General features: G+C 45.3%; 21 protein-coding genes. 10 read left to right on the top strand and 11 right to left on the bottom strand.

Translation table 11 applies throughout. The annotated features are described in order from the left end of the window. Positions 1-16: 16 nt before the first annotated feature. The 4 genes from BSZ04_RS17640 to BSZ04_RS17655 all read right to left on the bottom strand — a co-directional run bounded on the left by BSZ04_RS17640 (position 17) and on the right by BSZ04_RS17655 (position 4,123). On the bottom strand, positions 17-685 hold the full coding sequence (locus tag BSZ04_RS17640; RefSeq protein ID WP_088880999.1) for a helix-turn-helix transcriptional regulator: 669 nt from the start codon (positions 683-685) through the stop codon (positions 17-19). 597 nt (positions 686-1,282) lie between these two features. After that, positions 1,283-1,669 carry a GtrA family protein gene (locus BSZ04_RS17645; RefSeq protein WP_010447448.1) on the bottom strand — a complete coding sequence of 129 codons (387 nt, stop codon included), beginning with the start codon at positions 1,667-1,669 and terminating at the stop codon, positions 1,283-1,285. Beyond that, positions 1,662-3,080 (bottom strand): ArnT family glycosyltransferase, encoded by a 1,419-nt coding sequence (locus tag BSZ04_RS17650; RefSeq protein ID WP_038885044.1) that lies wholly within the window; start codon positions 3,078-3,080, stop codon positions 1,662-1,664. The genes BSZ04_RS17645 and BSZ04_RS17650 overlap by 8 nt, the downstream gene beginning before the upstream one ends. Positions 3,081-3,082: 2 nt before the next feature. Then, positions 3,083-4,123: a glycosyltransferase family 2 protein gene (locus BSZ04_RS17655; RefSeq protein ID WP_088881000.1), complete on the bottom strand. Its 1,041-nt coding sequence runs from the start codon at positions 4,121-4,123 to the stop codon at positions 3,083-3,085. 153 nt (positions 4,124-4,276) lie between these two features. Between BSZ04_RS17655 and BSZ04_RS17660 the strand changes: the two genes are divergently transcribed. From BSZ04_RS17660 to BSZ04_RS17670, 3 genes are all read left to right on the top strand, one after another. Beyond that, positions 4,277-4,954, top strand: a complete 678-nt coding sequence (locus BSZ04_RS17660; protein ID WP_010447445.1) for a response regulator transcription factor — start codon at positions 4,277-4,279, stop codon at positions 4,952-4,954. After that, positions 4,951-6,228, top strand: coding sequence for a sensor histidine kinase (locus BSZ04_RS17665; protein ID WP_088881001.1), 1,278 nt, complete (start codon positions 4,951-4,953; stop codon positions 6,226-6,228). Before BSZ04_RS17660 ends, BSZ04_RS17665 begins: the two co-directional genes overlap by 4 nt. 212 nt (positions 6,229-6,440) lie before the next feature. Continuing rightward, positions 6,441-7,337 carry a 1-aminocyclopropane-1-carboxylate deaminase/D-cysteine desulfhydrase gene (locus tag BSZ04_RS17670; protein ID WP_088881002.1) on the top strand — a complete coding sequence of 299 codons (897 nt, stop codon included), beginning with the start codon at positions 6,441-6,443 and terminating at the stop codon, positions 7,335-7,337. Positions 7,338-7,356: 19 nt separating this feature from the next. Here the strand turns inward: BSZ04_RS17670 and BSZ04_RS17675 are convergent, their stop codons facing one another. Then, positions 7,357-7,899 carry an isochorismatase family protein gene (locus tag BSZ04_RS17675; RefSeq protein WP_162531072.1) on the bottom strand — a complete coding sequence of 181 codons (543 nt, stop codon included), beginning with the start codon at positions 7,897-7,899 and terminating at the stop codon, positions 7,357-7,359. Positions 7,900-8,034: 135 nt separating this feature from the next. Next, the gene (locus BSZ04_RS17680; RefSeq protein WP_088881004.1) at positions 8,035-8,895 is read right to left on the bottom strand and encodes a LysR family transcriptional regulator; all 861 of its coding nucleotides are present in this window, start codon (positions 8,893-8,895) and stop codon (positions 8,035-8,037) included. A 114-nt stretch (positions 8,896-9,009) separates the two neighbouring features. On the opposite strand from BSZ04_RS17680, the gene BSZ04_RS17685 reads away from it, so the two are divergent. The 7 genes from BSZ04_RS17685 to BSZ04_RS17715 all read left to right on the top strand — a co-directional run bounded on the left by BSZ04_RS17685 (position 9,010) and on the right by BSZ04_RS17715 (position 17,761). Beyond that, on the top strand, positions 9,010-10,074 hold the full coding sequence (locus BSZ04_RS17685; protein WP_071236157.1) for an HlyD family secretion protein: 1,065 nt from the start codon (positions 9,010-9,012) through the stop codon (positions 10,072-10,074). A gap of 9 nt (positions 10,075-10,083) precedes the next feature. After that, positions 10,084-11,100 carry a DUF2955 domain-containing protein gene (locus BSZ04_RS17690; protein ID WP_038885053.1) on the top strand — a complete coding sequence of 339 codons (1,017 nt, stop codon included), beginning with the start codon at positions 10,084-10,086 and terminating at the stop codon, positions 11,098-11,100. 530 nt (positions 11,101-11,630) lie between these two features. Then, positions 11,631-12,605 carry an autoinducer 2 ABC transporter substrate-binding protein gene (locus tag BSZ04_RS17695; RefSeq protein ID WP_010447437.1) on the top strand — a complete coding sequence of 325 codons (975 nt, stop codon included), beginning with the start codon at positions 11,631-11,633 and terminating at the stop codon, positions 12,603-12,605. 62 nt (positions 12,606-12,667) lie between these two features. Then, a complete protein-coding gene (locus tag BSZ04_RS17700; protein WP_088881005.1) occupies positions 12,668-14,161 on the top strand; it encodes a sugar ABC transporter ATP-binding protein in 1,494 nt (497 codons plus the stop codon). Then, the gene (locus tag BSZ04_RS17705; RefSeq protein WP_088881006.1) at positions 14,154-15,152 is read left to right on the top strand and encodes an ABC transporter permease; all 999 of its coding nucleotides are present in this window, start codon (positions 14,154-14,156) and stop codon (positions 15,150-15,152) included. Before BSZ04_RS17700 ends, BSZ04_RS17705 begins: the two co-directional genes overlap by 8 nt. Before the next feature lie 3 nt (positions 15,153-15,155). Continuing rightward, a complete protein-coding gene (locus BSZ04_RS17710) occupies positions 15,156-16,115 on the top strand; it encodes an ABC transporter permease (protein WP_088881007.1) in 960 nt (319 codons plus the stop codon). A gap of 11 nt (positions 16,116-16,126) precedes the next feature. Then, complete coding sequence (locus tag BSZ04_RS17715; RefSeq protein ID WP_010447431.1) at positions 16,127-17,761, top strand: FGGY-family carbohydrate kinase; 1,635 nt, start codon at positions 16,127-16,129, stop codon at positions 17,759-17,761. 77 nt (positions 17,762-17,838) lie between these two features. Here the strand turns inward: BSZ04_RS17715 and BSZ04_RS17720 are convergent, their stop codons facing one another. From BSZ04_RS17720 to BSZ04_RS17740, 5 genes are all read right to left on the bottom strand, one after another. Further along, a complete protein-coding gene (locus tag BSZ04_RS17720; protein ID WP_010447429.1) occupies positions 17,839-18,186 on the bottom strand; it encodes an SH3 domain-containing protein in 348 nt (115 codons plus the stop codon). Positions 18,187-18,239: 53 nt separating this feature from the next. Next, positions 18,240-18,656, bottom strand: coding sequence for a GNAT family N-acetyltransferase (locus tag BSZ04_RS17725; protein ID WP_045387896.1), 417 nt, complete (start codon positions 18,654-18,656; stop codon positions 18,240-18,242). A gap of 298 nt (positions 18,657-18,954) precedes the next feature. Next, the gene (locus BSZ04_RS17730; protein ID WP_088881009.1) at positions 18,955-19,308 is read right to left on the bottom strand and encodes a hypothetical protein; all 354 of its coding nucleotides are present in this window, start codon (positions 19,306-19,308) and stop codon (positions 18,955-18,957) included. A 460-nt stretch (positions 19,309-19,768) separates the two neighbouring features. Then, positions 19,769-20,797: a methionine synthase gene (locus BSZ04_RS17735; RefSeq protein WP_088881010.1), complete on the bottom strand. Its 1,029-nt coding sequence runs from the start codon at positions 20,795-20,797 to the stop codon at positions 19,769-19,771. Positions 20,798-20,827: 30 nt separating this feature from the next. Beyond that, complete coding sequence (locus tag BSZ04_RS17740) at positions 20,828-21,802, bottom strand: DUF1852 domain-containing protein (protein ID WP_088881011.1); 975 nt, start codon at positions 21,800-21,802, stop codon at positions 20,828-20,830. Positions 21,803-21,946: the final 144 nt, after the last annotated feature.

Raw genomic sequence — 21,946 nt, forward strand, 5'->3', positions numbered from 1 at the left:
TCCTAAGTTATTAATTTTATTCTGATTTAAATTCACGGATAAACTTGTAAACCGCCTGACGGCTGATCCCAAGTTGCTCTGATACTTGTGTTGTCGTCTCTTTAAGCTCGAATACGCCGTTATCAAACAGGCAGCGAATAATGGCTTTGTTGCGACCTTTTGCTGAAATCGTCTCGTCTTGATCCACTTCTTGCGTCGCTGCACTCAACGCTTGCTTGATGACATCATTCGCGTTGTTGCTGAACGTTTCGCTGACTAGGGTTTGCGATACATTGCATTGCGGCATCAGTGTTTTAACGATTTCAGGGAATGGGAAAGATAAGTTCATGTTGATGCACAGCATGCCTATCGGCTTTTGCTCTGGACCAGCCAAAATGCAAGTGGTCGATTTCAGTAGCGAGCCATCGGCTGCATTGGTGAAATAACTCTTCGGAGAGACCTCGCCCGTTTTCTCGAATGTGCTCCACATACGTAGACCCAAATCGGTGATTGGCGAGCCAATTTCGCGGCCGGTATGATGACCATTCACGATCTTCACGACTGAATTTTCTAAGCTTTCAAATGAATGAATAACCACTTCACAGTACGGTCCGATCAAATCGGCAATCGTGTCTGCCAAACGAAAGTAGTTGCTTAAACATTTTCTATCTTCATCGGTGAATCGTACTTGCTTTACACTCTTCATCTTGGTTTACATTTTTGAACTCAATGACTGTAAATTACTTCTTTCGGGTTAGTTGAGCAATACAGAGTAAACTTCTGTAAACCATCAATTCACGTCTAAAACACCAACAAAAATCGAAGAATTGATCGAAATCACGCGCAATAGTTGAACAAGATCACCAAAAACATATGAGTCAGGTTTAATTTCTTAAACCACATCAAAGTTTAAATATTTAAAATCAAAGATTGCAATTTTGAACACTTTAATGATCTAGAGCAAGTTCTAAAACACAGTAAACACTTCATACGGTAATGACTCCTTTGAAGCACGAATTGATTTCTAAAATCCACTCAACCAAAGCATTCATCAGATCATTAAAGATGCATAAAGCATCACCAGACATCATTGAATTAATCCCAATTTATACTTGTAGGACGTAGCAAATTTCAAAAAGACGCAAATTAAAGAAAAAAACGGAAGAGAATAGACAAAAAAACCGAGTGCACTACGCACTCGGTTTATCGATAACTCAGTAAAAGAGAGAATAAGAAAGCTTGAACTGTGATGAGAATAAGTCGCTTGGTTAATTCCAGACAGAACTGAGAATGTGCTGAAACCTCACTCCTGGCGAAATACCCACTTTGAACTCAACAAATAGTTGCTCACCATGCCTGTCAGTATTCCCAAAACTAATGCAACGTACACCATGAAACCTTGAGTTCCTAAGAATAAAGTGACGCCTTTGAAAACAATGAAATTTGGTAACGCACTGATACAAGCACTCATCATAAACTTTTGCCATTGTCGTAAAGGATTGGCTTTGTTGGATTGGAAAAATGTAAGCCAGCGATTACCAAGCCAGGTTGTGGTGGCCGCAAACAAAAAGGCAATACTACGGGCAATCATTAGATCCAAGCCAATAAAATGGAATAGCAACGCAAAGATAATGGTGTCGACCACAAAGCCAACACCACCGACAAAAGCAAACCGAGCAAATTTAGCCATTCGCTTCACTAGTAATACAGCTATATAGGGAGCGCTTAGAATTGGCAGTAAACTCGTTCATGCAACTTAATGATTTGTTCTTGATGAGAACATCAACTTCATGATCTTTACCAACTAAATGGTAACGAGGTAATGATTCTAGAACGGCAAGATCTTCGAGTTGTTTCGCTTGGCCTTGGCTATAAAACTGTCCAGAGAATGGACGCTTGCCAACGTAGAAGACAGGAACGTCATCTTTTACCTGCTCTAAGATCACACGATCGCTGCGGCTATCCGCCTTACCAAGATTCAGAACTAGCATCGCGATCATCAGAAGAACCGGCAGAACAGCTGCGGTCCCAGAAAGCCACTTGAGGTCTTGCTTGTCGACTAGCATCGCGATGATTAACCCAAGCGCGGGAACTCCTGGAAGCACATATGCAGGTAAGATGTTGCCTGCCATCGTAAACAAAATCATTGGGGAAATTAGCCAACAAAGTAAAAAGGTAAATAAACCCTGATGATCGGTTTCGATCTCCTTCAGTGCTTTTCTACGCTTCAAAGCTAAAACGGGTAAAACGATAGACCATGGCGCAGCTGATTGTAGCCAGAATAACCAAATCATACCGCGAGGTTGGTCGTGGGCAGAGCCATATAAGTCCCCTTCCCAACCACTTACCACAAAGCGCTTAAAGTGTTCACCAACGATAAAGTAATCAATAAAGCCAGGGGTCGCCATCTCTGCCATGATGTACCATGGCAATGCAATTGCTAGCATCAGTGCCAATCCGGAAACAATTGGGAAACGCTGCCACAACGTTTTGAAAGCCCCCAAAAAACCATGCTGGATGATAAGCCAAGGGAATACAGCGATACCCATGATCACAATCGCCACTGGTCCCTTAGCTAGCAGACCACACGCTAAACCAAAGAAGCCTAAATAGCCCCAAAGTCGGCTGTACTTATCTTTTCCAAGCCAGCAGTAATAGAAACCTATCATAGCTATTGTCATCGCAAGGGTAAGAGCCATGTCCGTCATGACCGCTCCCGCTGCGATAGAAAAAATGCCACAAGTCGCCAAGACGAGAGAAGCGATCAGCGCACTGAAACCTGCTCGATGAGCCATAAACGCGATAAGGCCGATTGTCAGTACACCCGCTAACCAATGGGGCGCACGAACTGCAAATTCATTCAAGCCAAATAGCTCAATACCGTATGCACTCATCCAAGTAAATAAAGGTGGCTTACCCCAGAAAGGCACACCGTAGTCAAATTGCGGGGTTAACCAATTCCCAGTTTCCACCATTAAGCGCGCCATTTCTCCATAACGGGCTTCCGTGGTGTCCATTAGAGGATAAGTAGCTAGTGAAATAAGACGGAGTAAAAGAGCAAACGCCAATAACAACCACAGGTGGGTTTTATTAATACTCATGATTACGCGGTTTCTCCCAATTTAAATTTCAGAGATTGGATGGATTGATGTTTTGCTGGCTGCTCGTAAACAGACTGAACAAGATAGAGAGGACGTTGCTTGGTCTCGACGAAAATACGCCCGATGTATTCGCCCAAAAGGCCAATAGACAGAAGTTGAACGCCACCCAATGCGAGTTGAACCACCATCATGGATGGATAACCGGTGACGGGCTCACCGAATACGACGGTTTTCATCACTATGAAAGCACCGTAAAGAAATGCACTAAACGCAACTAAAGCACCCGCCAACGTCGCCAAACGAAGAGGACGGATTGAAAAGGACGTGATGCCATCCATAGCAAGCCCGATTAGCTTGAGATAGTTCCACTTAGTTTCTCCGCAATGTCGAGCATCGCGTTCAAACTGAACCGTGACTTGCTTGAAACCAGGCCAAGAGAAAATACCTTTCATGTAACGGTTACGCTCTGGTAAGGCATTGATGTGTTTTACCACTTTTGCACTCAACAGACGGAAATCACCTACGTTCTCCGGTACATCAAGCTTCGCCATACTGTTTAGGAGTTTGTAGAAGCAAGCCGCAGAGAAACGTTTAAACCACGTTTCACCATGACGCTCACTGCGTTGCATGTTCACCACGTCATAGCCTTCACGCCATTTAGACACCATCTTAGGAATCAACTCTGGCGGATCCTGCAGGTCGGCGTCGATCACGATGACAGCCTCACCTTTACAGTTCTCTAGGCCTGCACTCATGGCAGATTCCTTTCCAAAATTACGGCTAAGAGCAATACAACGAACCGCGCTAGAGGATTGAGAAAAGTTTTGCGCGATCATTAAACTGCTATCTTGGCTACCATCATCAACGTAGATAATTTCGCAATGCTCTGGCATAGCATCTAATACATCAGTTAGGCGGCGATGAAACTCAGGAAGGACTTCCTGTTCATTGTAAAAAGGCACAATGACAGACAAAACCGGTTTAAGCTCAGAGTCTTGATTGACCTTTGAAAAGGTTGCGGCGTGAATGTTTAAAGTCGACATGCTACTCTTCCACTGGAATCTTTTAGTTGCACTAATCTACTTGTTGCTATGTGAAAGAGTTGTTGTCGACATCTTTTTCACGCCCTTAGTGCATAATGTTCGGTTAAAACAGAAAGCGATTTTCTAAAATCTGCAAAAAATGGAGAGCAATACATGAAACGCGTACTTTTAGTCGAAGATAATCGAGAAATTGCCGGCATGCTTTTCGATTATTTCGAGTGTGCAGGAATGGATCTCGATTATGCAGATAATGGTGAGTTGGGATTGAAACTTGCTATGGAAAACAGCTTCGACATTATTTTGCTCGATTTGATGCTTCCACGAATGGACGGCTTAACGGTATGCAACAAACTTAGAGATGCTGGCAACAATACTCCAGTATTGATGCTGACCGCACTTGATAGCCGTGACGATATGCTTAAAGGCTTTCAACATGGCGCAGACGACTACCTAACCAAACCATTTGACTTGGATATCTTAGAAGCTCGAATGGAAGCACTCATCCGTCGTTATCGTGGGACTGTGGCTTCAGCCAAACTCGAGTACGGTGAAGTGTCGATTGACCAGAAAACACGAAAAGCTTACAGACAAGACAAGTTACTGGCGCTCAATCCAACCACATACACCATCTTAGAAATGCTGGTAAAGAGTGCCCCGGATATCGTTACGCGTGAGGATATTGCATTTAGCTTGTGGCAAGAAAATGAGCCCAATAATGATGTATTACGCAGCCATATTTACCAGCTGAGGAATCAACTCGATAAACCGTTCGAGTCACATCTGTTAAAGACAATACCGAAAGTCGGCTTTAGATTGGAGAGTGGTGAATGATACGCCGACTGCTTGACAACACACAGAGCATGACTGGGCGGTTAGCTCTGTTTTTCTCTTTGGTTTCAATCGTCATCGGTATATTTTGCTTCCTATTAGTTACAGCGTCACTACTATGGTCTGAAGATCGTGTCGGTGAGCGTCGCATCATGATAGACAAAAAAGAGGCCATAGAGCATTTTCAACTCTATCCTGATGAAGGGATCATTAAACTCGACCTGCTAACCACCGCGTACAACGATATAGAGTTAGTTCCAGCCGAATATCAAGAATACTTAGTTGGAAAAAAACAGTTTCTCGATGAAGTGGGTGACGAAATATCCTCACGTATGGTCTACATGAGTACTTATACACATAATGGTGTTGAGTACCCAGTCATCCTCATTTCGCTCATTGATGAAATTGAAATCACCTACGATGAATTTATCTTCGTCGTCGCTTTAGTACTCAGTGTCGTTGCGGTCCTCATTTTTTTGTTTGGCAGTCTCTTATTGCGACTATCTCAAAGCCTAATCGAGCCTGTAAATTCATTGAAAAGCCAGTTGGATCAACATCATGGTGACCCAACGCAGATTTTTTCAGTTCCAGCCGGATCAGCACAAGAATTCCAGAAACTGGCTTCGCACCTAAACGAATACCGAAGTGAAATTAATAAAACCATCAACCGTGAACAAGCATTTGCTCGATATGCGAGTCACGAGCTTCGTACTCCTCTAACGGTAATGAAAGGTTCAAGCAGCTTATTGGCAAGAAGTGCAAATACAGATTTCCAAACACGCCAAGTGAATCGAATTCAGGATGCCACGCAGCAGATGTCAACTATGGTGGACGCCCTACTCGGTTTAGTGCGATACGAGCGCAATGCAGATGACTCTCCTATGCGAAGCATTACCGAAGAGGAACTCAGCCAAATCATCTCCCAAAGCCAAGCTCAAGCGGATGAAAAAGCGCTCAAATTTGATGTTCAGGTAAAGGGTAATCCAACAACGCGAGCCACCAAAGCGGTGCTCACTATTATTCTTGGCAACCTAATTCGCAACGGTATTGCGGCAACACCATCAGGGTCGATTCACATAGGCATGGATAAAAACACCATCTCGGTCCGTGACGAAGGGGAAGGCTTCTCAAGTATTCCTCATTCTGATGGTCATGGCTTGGGCTTGATGATTGTGGATGACTTATGCCAACGCTATGGCTGGCAATTTAAGATTGGCACACATCCAGAGGGTGGATGTGAAGCACTGATTGATCTCGCTTCAGAACATCAGGAATAACCGAAGCGGTGGTTCACCCAAGTAACCTCCGAGCTGCGCGGCTCATACAATTCGCAAAGAGTGCCGTTCGGGAGCATAGCATTGACCCAATGTCTGCATCTTGAAGTCTCTTAGGTATATTGAAACACGGACTTTTTATCTGAGTTTAATAGCGTTACACTACGCGCCCTTTTTTACGGCAAGGTCACGTGGTTGGACACGTCAGCAGTAGCATGAAACTCTCTGAAAGCCCGATAACTCAACACAACTTTAACGGTCATACCTTTTTCCTAAAGCGTGATGACATGCTGCACTCTCACTTTTCTGGGAATAAAGCACGTAAGTTTATGGCGTTGATGGAAACGCAGAATAGCGATATCAAAACGCTTATCAGTTATGGTTCAGCCCAATCCAATGCGATGTATTCCCTTGCTGCACTGGCACAAATCAAAGGCTGGAACTTCGAGTTCTACGTTCACCACATTCCTTCTTGGCTCCAAGACGCGCCGATTGGTAACTATCGTGGCGCACTTGATCTGGGAATGACCATCACCGCAATGCAAAACATTGGCTCTGAGCTTCACCCTCTGGAGTATATTGAACAAGTGCGTGGCATGGACGAAACCACCCTTGTGGTGCCTGAAGGCGGACGAGCTTCCATTGCCGAACCGGGTGTGAAACAGCTAGCAATGGAAATCCTTGAGTGGACGCGTTTTGAAGGCAGTAAACAGTTTGTCATCGCCTTACCATCCGGAACGGGCACAACCGCACTCTATTTGAGTAAGCATTTAAAACCACACGGAATTGACGTAGTAACCTGTGCTTGCGTAGGTGACGCACAATACCTGACTGAACAATTCAATACTCTAGAAACGGATAACCATCCGACCATTTTATCCGTGCGTGATAAACACCACTTCGGCCGTTTATACCAAAGCGATTACGAAACATGGAACGCGTTGCACGACCAAACTAACCTTGAGTTTGACCTGCTTTATGACCCGTACATGTGGCAGTGTTTACAGCCGTGGTTGGCAGAAAATAAAGACAAGACTCTCATCTATATCCATCAAGGTGGATTACTTGGCAACGAGTCCATGTTGCCAAGATATCAACGAGAATTCGAATAAATACAGTAGCGTAATCTGGTTACTTAATGAGTGCTAGGATTGATTTAAATTCTGGCGCGCGGCAATCTTCAACCATTTCATACAAGCACATTTCAACACCAGTTAAACCAACACCATTGGCGGCCAGTTTGGCTAGCGCCAGCGCCTTGTTAGCTGGTGTTCGGGAAGAAACACAATCAGTCACAAGTTCCACTCGGTAACCCATCTGCCGCAGCGAGACCGCAGTTTGATACACACAAATATGTGACTCGATGCCACAAACCAACCACGTATCGACTTTGGCGTTTTCTACTGCGAGCTTGAATGTTTGCTCTTTGCAACCATCAAACGTGTACTTGGCGATCGGCAGATGATCTTTCGCCAACACTTCACGAATTGGTTCTACGGTTGGTCCCAAGCGATCTGGGTTTTGCTCTAGCCAAACAATAGGTAAGTTGAGTGCTTTCGCTCCTTTGACTAGTTTGGTGGTGCTTTCAATCAGCGCTTCGCTTTCATGCATGAGCGTTGCCAATTTACCTTGTACATCGACAACAATCAGACCCGTGGCATTTTTCGATAACATTCTCATCTCCTATGAGTCGCTTGAGAATCGACATATTCAAGCGTTTGATTAAGATAAATCTACCAGATCCACCAGACAATCAGATGAACAAATTCGCAAAGTTATTGCCCGCTCACGCTATTGCTATTGCTATTGCTATTGAAATTTTTCTCTAAACAGCTCAATCAAGGCTTTAACCTTGTTTGGCAAAAACAGGTTAGATGGATAAATCAACGTCAGATGCTGTTTAGGATGAGTAAACTCTGGCAACACTTCGACCAACTGCCCGTCCTCCAAGGCAGGCTTTGAATGCACTTGAGGTATGAATGCGATGCCGTTTCCTGCAATCGCCATTAGACGCAGCAAGTTCAAATCATCTGACCTAACCGCCACGTGTAATTCTGGGTCCAATAAATCTGCATTGTATCTATTGGTCAACAACCGATGATGTTTTAAGTCATCCATGTTTTTCAGCGGTGGATGTGCATCAAGATAGGCTTGGGATGCCACGAAATGACTACGATACGGCAATAAACTGAACTGAACATAACTGTCATCCGAGACTTTCGCAACGCTCGGAAGAAGCTGAAGGTCGAATGCTTGGCGTTTGAGATCGACACTCTCTTGATGGTTTTCAATCTCCACCGACATCTCCGGGTAGCGCGTGGTGTATTCGTTGATGATCCAATTGAACGCCGCTGAGCTCATCAACGCAGAAGGAATAGCAACCCGTACTTTACCCGTCAGCTCTTGCTGATACTCGTGCATCACCTTCAACCCTTGCTGAATATGTTCAATTGGCTGCCCCACCAGCTCAAACAGACGCTTGCCGTGCTCGGTAAGCTCAATAGTTCGCGTGGTTCGAATCAGCAGTTGGCAACCCAGGGCTTTCTCTAATTCTTGCAATCGACGGCTCACTTTAGAGCGTTGCAGCTGGTTAGCTTCTGCCGCAGCACTGATGCCGCCGTGCACGACAGTTTGGCTAAACAGATGAAGATCATCAAAACTTACGTTCATTGTCCTACTTTTAGGTCATTTGTGCGCTTATTGTCATTCTACTGAATTGTGACCGACTTCTCTATAATTCGTTATCTTATTTGCTTTATAGCCCCATAAATTCAGGATTTCCTTATGACAGCGGATCATAAATTCAAACACTGGATGCGAACACTTATTGTCCTGTTCATTGTACTATTTTTCTACATCATCATTGCTGACCGACACGCGCCAATCACCACCGAAGGGCGAGTTCAAGGCTACGTAGTACAGGTTGCTCCGGAAGTATCGGGCAAAGTTACCAATGTTATGATCGACAACAACCAGGCAGTACACAAAGGCGATGTACTGTTCAAGATTGACGATCGAAAATACAAAATAGCGCTAGAGCAAGCCGAGTTGTCACTGCAATCGGCCTATGAGAAAGAAGCCACCCTATATTCACAACGTGAAGCGGCATTGGCAAACATTGCGCGCGCTCAAGCAACTTACAACAACGCGCACAACGAATACTCCCGTCTGCAAAAGCTGTCTCAACAGAAAGTCATTTCACAATCGAACTTAGACAACGCCTACGCACAAAACCAAGTATCGCGTGCAGCCCTAAAGGCTGAGCAGCAAAACCTGAAAGTGATTGAAGCCCAACTTGGCGATAAAAAAGGCCAAAGCACCGCTGTGCGCATTGCTAAAAATGGTATCGAGAAAGCACAGCTCGATCTTGCAAATACCTCAGTACTTGCACCAAGTGACGGTGTTGTGACTAACCTGCAGTTGGAAGTGGGAACCATGGCAAACACTAACATGCCACTACTGACATTCGTACCAACAGGTTCAATGTGGGTGGCGGCTGATTTCCGCGAGAAATCGGTTGCCAACGTCAATAACAGCTATCACGCAATGGTCGCGTTTGATGCTAATCCAGGCTCAGTCTACGACTTCGATCTGTCCAGCCGAGATTACGGTGTCGCTGCAGCACAACAAACACCCAATGGCGCGCTAACCAAAGTCGAAGTAAACAACCGTTGGGTACGAGATGCACAGCGCACTCGCGTGAATCTAACCAGTGAAGAAGCACTGCCTTCATCGCTATTTGTCGGCTCGCGAGCAACCATCGTGCTTTATCCAGACAACAGCCCGTTCTGGGCGCTGATGGCACAAGTACAAATCTATCTTGCTAGCTGGTTCCACTTTATCTACTAGGCGGCTACAATGAAAACCTTACGTATTTGGTTCGGCTGCTCAATGGGGTTGGCATTGAGCATGATCTTTGGTTGGTCATACGGTTTCTTTGCCGTCATGCTGCCACTGTTCGTGCTCGGCCGCATGGATCACTTCAGTCTGCCCTTAGTATTGATGGTGCTGTTCTCTGCGGTTTGGACCACGGTTCAAGCCACCTTTATTCTTGAATACCTGCAATTTCATCCCACCCTGATGTTTGCTGCTGTTGGCATCATGATGATGTTCAAATGCATTGCAATGATGAACCAGAAAACCTACTTGTTTGGTTATATGGGATTGCTGGTCGGCTCTATCGTACTTAACTTTGCAAGCTACGATTTCATGGATATTGAAGAGTTCAACGTCAACCTTTGGGTGATCTCATTCAGCAATATCTTTGTTTGCGCCCTTGCCTACTGGCTGTTCCCAGAGCCTGAATCAAAGATCCTGCAAACAGAAATGACCACGCCAGTGAAAAGCGATATCGACTACATTAGCCAAGTTGCAATGGGTTGGGTCGTCGCTATGGCAGCGTTTGTGGTGTTCCAAGTGGGTGATTTGTACGACTCACTCTCTGCACAAGCTTCGATACTCATTATCCTAACGCCAATGACACTGGCTGGCTCACTGGCAATGGCAAAGATACGCATCATCGGCACCGCACTAGGCTGTATTGCGGGTATGACAGTACAGTTAATTTTGGGCAGTTGGTTTGGGCACGGTTTGTTGTTCTGGCTAGCATTTACCATCGCGATGGGACCATTTTGTCTGTGGCTCACCAAGGGGCAAGCCAAAGCCGCCATTGCATTCTCGGCCATGTCTGCTCTATCCGTGCCACTAACAACATCGTTAGTACCCGAGCAAAAAGACGCGTTCTTTTCCATCTTGTACCGCTTTAGCTCTATCTTCATTGCGGTGTTACTCACTGCCATGGTGATGTGGGTCGTACACCACTGGATTCGAGTGATGTTATTGAAGCACCCAGAGATTCAACATGTAGAAATGTAGTTGTGCATGGTGAACCGAACCTGGTTCTGGTTCTGGTTCTGGTTCTGGACAGTTTACGTCAGTAGCCGCTTGTGAAAACTGCGCACTATTATTCGTTATATAATTACAAACTGCCTGCGTTCTCTCTTTTTCTTATCATGAACGCAGGTGATGACCATCACCTGCAAGCCATGTAACAAACTGTTTGATTGCTATTTATTGTGATTGAACGTCACTATTTATCAATTAATCTCTCATTAAGAGCCAGTTCTACTCGTCACCATCTGCCTGCATTTTCAAAATTCAATAAATATGTAAACAATACGATCTAATTGTTATGTTTTTGATAACCACAATGGCGAAAACTGATCCTTAAATTACGTCACACTTTCACGATCACAATTTATTAACACAAATCGCTATAGAATTTTTCATTAACGTGTGTAAATCACACTTCAATCTCTGGTGCTCAATCTTCTATTGAAATACACCTTAAGATCACCTCATCGATTCAACTTACCCTACACATAACGAATAAAGGATTGATGAAGATGAAAAAGGTCTTACTAAAAGCGGCAGCTTTAACGCTAGCCCTTGCTGCTGCAGGCGTTCAAGCTAAAGATTATGAAATCGTAAACGTAGTTAAAGTGTCTGGCATTCCTTGGTTTAACCAAATGAATAAAGGGATCGAGCAAGCAGCTACGGATTTCGGCGTGACAGCTCGCCAGCTTGGTCCTTCCACTCCAGATCCAGCGCAACAAGTTAAAATTATTGAAGACTTAATTGCCAAAGGTGTTGATGCAATTACTGTGGTGCCGAATGATGTAACTGTATTGGAGCCAGTATTTAAAAAAGCTCGTGAGAAAGGGATTATCGTATTAACCCATGAGTCACCAGATGGACATGGCGCGGATTGGGATATCGAAACGATTGATAACCAAGCCTACGCGAAAGCAACCATGGATGAGCTTGCAAAAAATATGGACAAGCAAGGTGGTTACGCGGTTTATGTTGGCTCATTAACGGTGCCACTGCATAACAACTGGGCAAATCTAGCGATCGATTACCAAAAGAAAACCTACCCAGACATGTATGAAGTCACTAGCCGTATGCCAGTTGCTGAAAGCATCGATCAATCTTATGCCGCAACGAATGACCTGATGAAAGCACACCCAGATATGGCAGGCATCGTTTCTTACGGCTCATTAGGTGGCATCGGCGCAGGTGAAGCCATTAAGAAAAAACGCGCAAAAGACAAAATCAGCGTCGTGGGTATTATGATGCCAAGCCAAGCTGCTCCGTACTTAGCTCGTGGCGAGATTGATAAAGGCTTCTTGTGGAACCCAGCAGATGCGGGCTACGCCATGGTTGCCGTTGCTAAGCAAATGCTCGAAGGCAAAGACGTATCTCAAGGGGTCAATGTCCAAGGGCTGGGCGATGCAGAAATCGATACGCAAAACCGCGTGATCAAGTTTAACAAGATTCTAGAAGTGGATAAAACCAACGCACGTCAGCTTGGTTTTTAAGCTAAACAAACTCTGTTCTAAATTGGGCGGTGCAACGCCGCCCTACCATATTGGAAATGATCATGTCTGGAACTCCTTTTATTACCCTCAAGCAAGTATCCAAGCACTTTGGTTCCGTAAAGGCATTGGATGGGATAAACCTAACATTCAATCAGGGTGAGGTGCACTGCTTAGCCGGGAAAAATGGCTGTGGGAAAAGCACATTATTTAAAGTGATATCTGGCGTTCACGCACCAGAGAAAGGCGCTGAAATCACATTAGCGGGCAAACGCTACTCTCGACTCACTCCACAGCAATCAATAGAACACGGCATTCAAGTTATCTATCAAGACTTATCCCTATTCCCAAACTTGACTGTCGCAGAGAATATTGCCATTCAGGATCATGTTGAATGGACAAAAGGGCTGGTGCAACAAAAGCGTATCCAGAGCATTGCAACTCAAGCAATGGCAAAAGTAGGTGTCAAATTACCACTGGATAAACGCGTTGAGCAGCTTTCAATTGCCGAATGTCAGCTCGTCGCCATTTGCCGAGCCATGGCATCTGATGCCAAATTAATGATCATGGATGAGCCAACCGCCTCACTCACTCGCACCGAAGTGAATCACCTCATCGAAGTGGTCGCAGACCTTAAATCCAAAGGCGTCACTGTGGTATTTGTGAGCCACAAGCTTGATGAAGTAATGGAGATCTCCGACCGAATCACGGTCATTCGTGATGGCCGTACCATCGGTACCTATCAAGCTGATGAAGTCGACAGTGACGAATTGGCTTTTCTAATGACCGGACAACGATTCGAATTCACTCCTCTTGCCGATTACTACCAGCAAGGTGCCGTCAAACTTGAAGTCGAAAAGCTGTCAAAACGTGGCCAGTTTGACGATATTTCATTTCAAGTTCGTGCGGGAGAGATCGTCTCTATCACCGGCTTACTTGGCGCAGGCCGAACCGAATTGTGCATGGCACTGTTCGGCATGACTCAACCAGACAGCGGCGTTATCCGCATAAATGGCCAACCAACTACATTCAAATCTAACCGTGACGCGATTTCTCAAGGCATCGGTTATGTCTCTGAAGACCGCATGTCGACTGGGTTGGTGATGGAACAAGCGATTCAAGACAACATCACTGCATCAGTGATGCACAGACTGAAGAAGCCCTCAGGTTTTCTTGACCATCTAAAGGCAAACAAGCTCGTCGATAGATTGATTTCTTCATTGTCCATCAAAGTCGCGGACCCAAAACTCCCGGTAACCAGTTTATCCGGTGGTAATGCGCAGCGTATCTCTATCGCAAAATGGATAGCCGCAGAGCCAGAAGTGCTCATCCTTGACTCTCCGACCGTGGGTGTTGACGTTGCCAACAAAGAAGCAATCTACACCATCGCAAAAGACCTTGCCGCAAAAGGAATGGCAATCATCATGGTCAGCGATGAAATCCCAGAAGTGTTCTACAACAGTCACCGCGTGATTGTGATGAAAGAAGGACGTTTTACTCATGACTTCCAACCCGCTCACTCTACCGAGCAACAAATCATGGAGGCAGTCAATGCTTAACCAGTTTCGTTGTTCCTTATCTTCATTCACCAAGCGTCATGAGTTCTACCTCTCATTGATGATTGTGTTGATTGTCGCAGTGCTGACTTTTACCTCTGAAGATTTCCTCACTCTTGGCAACATCTTTGATATGTCAGTCAGCTCTGCATTGCTAGGCATCATGGCTTGTGGTTTGTTTGTCGTGCTTATCGCTGGCGGCATCGACATCTCCTTCCCAGCGACCGCTGCGATTGCGCAGTACATCACCGCGACGTACATTTTGACGATTGGTGGTAACTTCATGATTGCGTTTGCTATTGCAACCGTTGTGGGTGTGTTACTGGGCATGATCAACGCCACACTGGTATACAAACTCAAGGTGCCAGCGATCATCATTACCATTTCAACATTGAACGTGTTCTTTGGCTTACTGATTTACTTTAGTAACGGCGAATGGTTGTACGGTTTTCCTGACTGGTTTATGGATGGTGTTGAGCTGTTCACGTTTACCGGTAGCGATGGCTATGACTACGGTTTATCACTGCCAATCTTAACCTTAGTTGCAATGATTGCCCTCACCTCATTCCTGATGTCTAAGACCCGCTTAGGTCGTCAGATTTACGCGGTAGGCGGCAATGCAGACGCGGCGAGTCGTATTGGTATTAACCTCTTTGGTATTAATCTGTTCGTTTATGGCTACATGGGAGCACTAGCAGGCATTGCTTCAGTGGTTCAAACCCAAATTACCCAATCAGTCGCTCCAAACTCTCTTATGGGGTTTGAGCTTACGGTACTGGCTGCAGTTGTACTTGGTGGCACGAGTATGACAGGAGGCAAAGGTACGCTGTTTGGCGTGGTCCTTGGGGTGATCTTGCTCGCCGTTGCTAAGAACGGCCTAACGTTGCTCGGTGTACCTTCATATTGGCACACGGTCGTAACTGGCTTAATCATTGTTTGCAGCATCAGCATGACGGCAATCAATGAGAAAAAACAAGCGCTACAAGAGGCATAAACCATGGAACAAGTGCTAAATAGTTTAAAGCTACCGACAGACAAGAACATTCGTTACTTACTGGTGATTTTAGTTGGCATTCTCGCCGTTATGGCGTTCTCAAGTGGGCAAGCATTCTTCTCCATTGATAACTTACAATCGATGTCATCGCAAATGCCACTGCTCGGTCTACTCGCACTAGCAATGGCCGTGTGCATGCTGACTGGTGGTATCAACCTGTCAATCATTGCAACAACCAACGCGTGTGGTTTGGTAATGGCGAGCATCATTACTCAAGCTCCTGATAGCTCAACAATGCTTATCTTGGCGCTTTTCGGAGGCCTCATTACCGCTACGGTTATCGGCTTGCTCAATGGTGCATTGATCGCGTATGTTGGCGTTTCACCAATACTCGCCACCTTAGGGACAATGACCCTGATTAACGGTCTGAACGTGTTGATCTCTGGCGGTAGTGTTATCTCTGGTTTCCCAGAAACCCTTTTGGTACTCGGCAACGGATCTATCTTTGGCGTACCTATGCCGCTGATCTTGTTCGTTGGTTTTGCAATTGGCTTGTGGGCACTATTGGAGCACACCAGTTTAGGCCGAACTATCTACCTGATGGGATCCAATGAAAAAGCCACTCGTTTCTCTGGTATCAACACACAAAAAGCGACCTTGTACGTTTATGTCATCTCTTCTGTGCTTTGCTGGGTCGCAGCCATTGTGATGATGGCAAAATTCAACTCCGCGAAGGCTGGCTACGGAGAATCCTATCTTTTGACGGCCATTCTCGCTTCAGTACTGGGGGGAATTAACCCAGACGGTGGTTTTGGACGCATTATCGGAATTGGTCTTGCACTTATCGTATTACAAACATTAGAAAGTGGCTTTAATTTGCTGGGAGTGAGCAGCTATCTCACTATGGCGCTATGGGGCGGCATCTTGATCTTATTTATCTTCTTACAAAAAAATAAGGCTTAACGGAGCAGTATATGAGTATTTATTTTATCGGTGTTGATGTAGGCAGTGGCAGCGCGCGTGCGGGTGTCTTTAACGCAGAAGGTCGTAAAGTGGGCGAAGCCAAACGCGACACCATGATGTTCAAACCTCAAGCTAACTTCGTTGAGCAATCTTCCGATGACATCTGGCAATGTGTATGTCTTGCGGTTAAAGATGCGGTTTCTCAAGCCAACATCGACCCTATCCAAGTCAAAGGCATCGGTTTCGATGCAACTTGTTCATTAGTCGTGTTGGATAAAAGTGGCCAACCGCTAACGGTGAGCCCTACTGGGCGCAGCGAACAAAACGTCGTAATGTGGATGGACCATCGCGCTATTGCGCAAGCCGATCGGATCAACAAAACTCAGCATCCTGTATTGGCTTATGTGGGCAACCGTATCTCACCAGAAATGCAAACACCTAAGCTGCTTTGGCTCAAGCAAAACATGCCAAATACATGGGCAAAAGCGGGTTACTTCTTCGACCTACCCGACTTTTTAACTTGGAAAGCAACATTCGATGCCAGTCGCTCCCTTTGCTCAACCGTATGTAAATGGACATACCTTGGCCATGAAAACAAATGGGATCGAGGCTTTTTCGAACTGATTGGTTTGGAAGACCTACTGGAAGACAATGCAAAAACCATTGGTGACAGAATTCTACCTATGGGCCAGCCTGTCGGTGACGGTCTAACGGTGCACGCAGCCGATGACTTAGGTTTAACCCCAGGAACCGCCGTGGGCACATCCATCATCGACGCCCATGCCGGTGGTATTGGTGTTCTTGGTGCCTCAGGGATGACGGGTGAGAAAGCCGACTTTAACAAACGCCTCGCTTTGATCGGCGGGACCTCGTCTTGTCATATGGCAGCGTCAAAAACTGCTCGATTCATTGATGGTGTTTGGGGAGCATACTACAGTGCAATGATCCCAGGTTACTGGCTCAATGAAGGTGGGCAATCAGCCACTGGTGCTTTGATTGACCACATCATCACCTCTCACCCACTGTATGAAAACGCGAAGGAGCTAGCCGATAAACAAGGCAAAACCGTTTATCAACTATTAAACGATCGCTTGTTGGAACTTGCTGGCAATAAAGAAGACATCGCATTTTTGACAAAAGACATTCATGTTCTGCCTTACTTCCATGGTAACCGCTCACCGAGAGCGAATGCTCATTTAACTGGCACAATCACCGGACTAAAAATGTCAAAAACGTTGGATGATATGGCATTGCAGTACCTTGCGACCATTCAAGGCATCGCACTCGGCACACGCCATATTATCGAAGTGATGAACGACTCAGGCTATGACATCGATACCATTATGGCCTGTGGCGGTGGTACGAAAAACAGTGTCTTTCTACAAGAGCATGCCAACGCGACTGGCTGTATGATCCTACTGCCAGAAGAGAGTGAAGCCGTACTTCTTGGCTCTGCAATGTTGGGCTCCGTGGCTGCAGGGTTCTACAGTGATATTCCAGATGCGATGAATGCGATGAGTCGGATAAGCAAAAGCGTGATGCCTCAGACAGAGAAAATAAAACACTTCTATGATGCGAAGTACAAAATTTTCCACAAAATGTATGAGGACGATGCTCAATACAAACGTCTAATGGAAGCGTTTTAAAACACCAAACCCAAGGCTCATCACCTTGGGTTTTCTAATTCTGGATACAGATAAGCCATACCATCACATTGGCTCGCTCATCCCTTAGATAAATGATTTAAAGGAGCCCATCCCCATTCACCTAACGCCCCAACCTTCTCGCACCATATCCAGCCATTTAGCTCATATTCTTCGACAAGTTCATCGCCCACTGACAGCGTGTGTTCTTTTGCAAAGTAATCTTTGCGCACCAGAACATCGCAGCCTTCAATTGTAAGTATTTGCTTTGGCACCCAGCCTTCTTTCCCGACGCCTTTACAGAATACCCAATTGGCCCAATCCCCATTTGGGTCGGACTCTTCAATAAATTGTAATTGTTCACCTTCAGACACCTGTATCGGATCCTTTGGTGCATCTGTGTACTCTTTGATTACCTTATATTTCATGGTTTTATTCCTGATCGGTTCTTAACGTCTGTTGATTGGGTGAGCAATGCAACCTAAACGTTGCTTAGCTCAGAGGAATTGAAGGAAAACATACGGACTTCATCACGTGGGAACCAACCCAACTTCTCATAAAATGCTTGCGCATTAAGGTTTTCATTAGCAACAAAAAGGTGAGTTTTCGCAATCCCTACTTGAGACAACGCATCCACTGCACTTGAGATAAGTCGAGCACCAGTACCCAAGCCTCGGCACTCAGGCTTAACCGCTAAATGTTGAACATAACCTCTACGCCCATCTGTCCCGACTAAAATGGCGCCGACAACCACATCACCATCCAACGCGACAAAACTCAAACCAGGATTGCGTTCTAGATATTTGGCGATATTTTCTTTGGAATCGGCATCCCTTAGCAGCATGGCTTCTGTTTCAGACCACAACGCAATAACCTGATCATAGTCTGAGATTTCCATTTCTCTTATCACAGTAAACTTCCCTAAAAACAAAATGATGCAATTGCACTTTACTCTATAGACACATCAAGAAGCTTACCAGTCAGTTTTGCTTAAAAATGCCGATAGTTACGCATCAAAGTAGAGGAATCCAAAAGTGCAGGTTTAGCTTGAGGGAGCTTGAATTCGGTCGAATAAAGGATGAGATATTTGAGCCTATTAAGCTATTGTTTTTGCGCAATCAGAAAGTCTTTTTGCAAGCGCAATAGGCTCAAGTGCAAGTAAGAACATTGCGTGATGCACTTACCTGTTAACGCGATTACCAATTACAAGTATCGTTTCGTTTTGGATCTAGCTTTAGGCTGGTTTCAGTGAACCACTGTGAGGTAAATCCATCAGCAGGAAATAACTCTGTTTTGTCGTCTGAGATCTTGAAAGTGAACTTACCGTTCGAGTTCAACACGACGTAGTTACCGTCGTCTTTCTCCTCAATTTGGTACAGTCTTGGAGCCATGCCAGCGTATGCTTTACCGCTATCACAGAAGATAGCTTCATCCATCGAAGATGACTCATCTTGGTTAACATAAACCCCTTCCAACCATTCAGCAGCAAAACAGCCATTAGCAACCAAACCTAGCGAACAAAGCGATAACAACAGTGATAATTTTTTCATTTTTTCCTCTATATAATCACTTATCTATCCAAGTGGCTTCATCACAAATAATTCAGCCACCATATATGAATCGCGATTAATATACTTATTTTATATATTCAGCTCTAGTTGATTAAATAGGCATTTTTTGTTTCCGAATTAAAATCACAAAGGGACTGAATTTTATTAGATGCTTTATCTAATACTAACTTTTATAAACAGAAATCAATCTATACTGTTGATTTAATAGACAAAAATAACCAAGAGCTTAACTCTTGGATTTGTTGTGAACGACATAATTCCTAGCATCTGTCATCCTGAACAGCGAGGGACGAGCGTGATTCAGGATCTACCCACCGAGTGCTGTTAAGTTCGGAGGTTATCGCCATTTCCCAGCGAGTGGTTAGCAGGTTCCTAGTCTCGTCTAGACTCGCTGAAATGACCCGACTTTAGTTAGTTGTGGCGAACCTAAGTTTTGATATTAGCCAGCCAACTCTTTACGAATGATCTCTGCGCCTGCGCTGAGTGCATTGAGCTTCGCAGTTGAAACTTCACGCGATAGAGGCGCCATGCCGCAGTTGGTGCATGGGTAAAGTTTGTCGGCATCGACGTACTTAAGCGCTTCGCGCAGAGTATCTGCAACCTCTTCTGGTGTTTCAATCTCGTTGGTTGCCACATCAATTGCGCCAACCATCACCTTCTTGCCGCGGATAAGCTCTAGTAGTTCGATAGGCACACGCGAGTTATGGCACTCAAGTGAGATGATATCAATATTGGACTTTTGTAGCTTCGGGAATACCTCTTCGTATTGTCGCCACTCAGTGCCTAATGTTTTCTTCCAATCCGTATTGGCTTTGATGCCGTAGCCATAGCAGATGTGCACTGCGGTTTCGCACTTTAGCCCTTCAATGGCGCGCTCTAAACAGGCAATGCCCCACTCGTTCACATCATCAAAGAACACATTAAATGCGGGTTCATCAAATTGGATAATGTCGACGCCTGCCGCTTCAAGCTCTTTGGCTTCTTGGTTAAGAATCTTTGCGAATTCCCAAGCCAGCTTTTCTCGGCTCCCGTAGTGCTCATCATACAGTGTGTCGATCATCGTCATTGGCCCCGGAAGCGCCCACTTGATCGGTTGTTTGGTTTGCTGACGCAAGAACTTCGCATCTTCCACAAACACAGGTTTGGTTCGGCTTACTGGGCCAAAGACCGTCGGTACACTCGCGTCATAGCGATTACGAATGGTCACGGTTTTGCGGTTTTCAAAGTCTACTCCGCTAAGGTGTTCAATAAAGGTTGTCACAAAGTGTTGGCGTGTTTGTTCACCGTCACTGACAATATCGACCCCTGCCAGTTCTTGCTCTTGTAAAGAGACACGGAGCGCATCGCGTTTGCCATCAATCAGTTCGTCGCCTTGCAGTTTCCATGGTGACCAAAGCGTCTCTGGTTGAGCCAGCCAAGAAGGCTTAGGTAAGCTGCCCGCCGTTGAAGTCGGTAATAGTGTTTTCATCGTCATTCCCTTTTAGATTATCGTTTTCGATTACGCGTAATTTGCAGACCATTGCTCAAGGATCGCTTGATAAGGTTTGATGAAGTGCTCCTCAGCAAACTTCCCTTGCTCTTTTGCAAGCTGGCTGCGCTCTTCGCGGTCATAAACGATTTGGGTTAACGAGTGATCAAGATTCTTCAAGTTCGGTTGGTAGCACTGGCCGGCTACCGCGTTCGCGTTGTAAATCTCTGGGCGATAAATCTTTTGGAACGTCTCCATGGTACTGATGGTGCTGATCAGCTCTAGGTTCGAGTAGTCATTCAACAAGTCACCGAAGAAGTAAAACGCCAACGGAGCGACACTGTTTGGCGGCATAAAGTAGCGCACCTGTAACCCCATCTTTTTGAAGTACTGCTCGGTCAATGACGATTCGTTTGGCTGATATTCAAAACCCAACACTGGATGCTGGTTGTCAGTACGGCGATAAACCTTGTTGTCCGACACACTCAAGCAAATCACTGGCGGCTTTTGGAAGTGCTGTTGGTACGATTCCGACTTCACGAACGCTTTAAACAGCTTACCGTGCAACTCACCAAAATCAGCAGGAATGCTAAATTGAGGCTGGCCTTTGTTGTGGTCTAACAGCAGAACGCTAAAGTCGTAATCACGCACGTAAGACGAGAAGTTGTTACCCACAATGCCTTCGATACGTTCGTTGGTTTTGCGGTCAATAATGTTGGTTTTAAGCACTTCAATGGAAGGGAACGCTTCACCACTGCCTTGGATATCCATATCCACAGAGATGATTTCCAACTCGACGCTGTAACGATCGCCATTTGGGTTATCCCAATGCGCCAAGGCATTAAAACGATTGTCGATCATGCGCAGTGCATTGCGAAGGTTATTTTGGCGGCTGTCACCACGAGCTAGGTTGGCAAAGTTGGTCGTGATGCGCGTGCTGTCTGATGGTTGGTAGTTCTCGTCAAAACGGATGCTCTTAATAGCAAAATTGAAATCGTTATTCATGGTGAGTTGGTATCCTATTTCCTTAGATAAACGCTGACTGATTCCGAACTCTGTTCTTGGGGATGATTGTGTTTTTTGATTTTCCCAATCGTCAGTGTGTGCAGCTTTCACTTCGAAAATTTAGTTCAAAAACAGCTGTCACAT

Origin of the sequence: Vibrio rotiferianus (assembly GCF_002214395.1) — a bacterium.
In the GTDB taxonomy this organism is placed as follows: Bacteria; Pseudomonadota; Gammaproteobacteria; order Enterobacterales; family Vibrionaceae; genus Vibrio; species Vibrio rotiferianus.